Annotated in this window: 2 protein-coding genes and 1 pseudogene; all 3 read right to left on the reverse strand. The window is 67.3% G+C overall.

Annotated elements, in window-relative coordinates; all coding sequences use genetic code 11:
* A partial coding sequence (locus tag ACFWTC_RS38770; protein ID WP_384075153.1) for an IS4 family transposase occupies positions 1 to 729 on the reverse strand: 729 nt, incomplete at its 3' end.
* Positions 636 to 1,052 (reverse strand): transposase domain-containing protein, encoded by a 417-nt coding sequence (locus ACFWTC_RS38775; RefSeq protein WP_384030702.1) that lies wholly within the window; start codon positions 1,050 to 1,052, stop codon positions 636 to 638. The genes ACFWTC_RS38770 and ACFWTC_RS38775, both read right to left, overlap by 94 nt.
* A 69-nt stretch (positions 1,053 to 1,121) precedes the next feature.
* A pseudogene (locus ACFWTC_RS38780) lies at positions 1,122 to 2,072 on the reverse strand (ISAzo13 family transposase); the annotation flags it as partial.
* Between the last annotated feature and the right edge of the window lie 148 nt (positions 2,073 to 2,220).

Consider the following 2,220-nt stretch of genomic DNA (forward strand, 5'->3'; position numbering starts at 1 on the left):
TTGCGTGATCGCGTGTTCCGGAGAGTTCGACCAGGCCACCCTGGAACCCCTGCGGCAGGCCTGCGCACCGGCCGTCGCCGACCCGGCAGTCCGGCAGATCGTCCTGGACGTCAGCCGCAACGTTTTGATCTGCCGAAACGCCGACTCCGCCTCCCATCTTTCCCGGTACAGAGCTGCCAGCTCCGACGCCGGATACTCCACCGGGTCCAGCAGATCGGTCAGCAGCCTGACCACCTCACCGCCGTCGACGCGGTACTCGATCACCCGGACCAGCACACCGCCGGGGTGCGCGCCCTTCTGCCCGGCCAGGTTCATCCTCGCCGAGTAGGTGCCGTCAGCGAGATGCTCGACCGGACGGTGGGCCACTGGTGAACGAGCCCGGAGCAGGAGATGCGACCCGGCTTCCAGGTACGCCTTCCACAAAGCGACCCCGGGAAAGTTGCGGTCCATGACCACGAGCATCCCGGCCGCTGAGACGGCCAGAGCGATCGCGAGTTCCCGCTCGCCGCCGTTGAAGCCGCCCACCGCCGCGTCGATCTGCGCGTGGGTGCCACACTCGGTCAACGTCACCACCCTCACCTGGGGAAACCCTGCCGACTGGCCGTTCTTGACCGGCCCGCCGAACGCGGCCCGGTTCACCTTCGTGTCCGGCGCGTCCAGAACGAAACCGTCCACCGCGGCCAACCGCATCCCGCGGTAGAAGGAGTCCTGCAGTCCGACCGGCGCCAACGGGCCGGCCAGCTCCTAAGCACGGCCTCCAGCACCAGCGGACCCAGACGCCCGCGCGCCCGCGTAAACGACGACTTGTTCGGAATGCTTGCACTCAGCTCTGGGACGCTGCCGACCAGGTGCTCAGCGACATCGTCGTAGGAGTCCTGCTGGAACAGTGCCAGCGCAAGGGTGAAATAGACCATGAACCCAGCGGGCAGCGCGCCGGGCTTCTTGTCCCGGACCCGGCACTTCTCCAGCACCCCGGCGACGAGTTCCGGAGTCACCCATCGGGTCATCACCCCCAGCCGCACATGATCGGACAACCCTACCCAAGGATGCATGCCCGGCCCAACGACCCGGCCGCTCCAGCGTCACTGCGAACTATTTGACGAGTTCAAGCAACGGCATTGCGTGCCCGGCGGCAGGTGGCAGACGGTAATCGTCAGTTTCGTTTCAGCGGCGAGCCGGGCGAGCTCAAGCTTCCAGGCCCGGGTGCGGTAGCCGTTGGAGCCGCCCGCGTCGGCCGTGATCAGCAACCGTGTCGCCTGCGGGTAGGTGGCGTGGCCCTGGCCGCGCCACCAGCGGCGGATCGATTCCACCGCAAATGCTGCGGTGTCGTGATCGGTGCCGACGTTGACCCATCCGGTGTTCGCCGCCAGGTCGTAGACCCCGTACGGAATCGCCTTCCCCAACCGGGGGTCGGCGAAGTCGTGCATGTTCACCAGTACCGGATCACCGGCCGGGCGCCACTGGCGGCCGTCGTTCTTGAACTCGCCGACGAGTTCCTTCTTCTTGGTGTCCACGCTGATGACCGGCTGGCCGGCGTCCCGGTGCTCGCGGGCTTGCTCGTTGAGGTAGCGGAACTGTGCATCCCGGTCGATGTGCTGGTTGCCCTCGAGGGTCTTGGCGTTGGCCTGCAGGCTGAAGCCCTCCTCCCGCAGCAGATTGGCGACGGTGTCGGCACTGACCCGGTGCCCGGCCCGGGTCAGTTCCCTCGCGAGTGCGCGGGTCGACTTCACCGTCCATCGCAGCGGCGACATCGGATCACCCCGCACATCCGGCTCGACCAGCGCCAGCAGAGCCGACCGCAGGCCCGGATCGAGATCCGCGACCCGCTTGCGGCCCCCACCCGGACGCCGCACCCGACCCAGGGGGCCCTCGCCGGCCTCCAGCTCGAACACGCCCTTGCGGACCGTCGTCTCACTCACCCCGGCCGCCCGTGCGACGGCCCGAACGCCGCCGTGCCCCAGGACACGGGCCTCGGCAGCCATCAACAGCCGACGCTGCCGCTCGTCCAGATGCGGGAACAACACCGCAAACTTCACGAAGAGTTGGTTACAAGTCTCGTCCGGGATGCGCATACCACACCAAGGAGCGGCAGAACGGGAAGCAACACCTTGATTCCCTGCAAGCCCTAAGCTTGACTCTGTCGGGGATCTTGGAGTTCCCCTGTGCGGCAGCATGATCAACGGGCATGCTCGGGCTGTTCCAGTGACCGATGCAGTCGTC

This window comes from Streptomyces sp. NPDC058619 (assembly GCF_042717785.1).
Classification (GTDB): Bacteria; Actinomycetota; Actinomycetes; order Streptomycetales; family Streptomycetaceae; genus Streptomyces.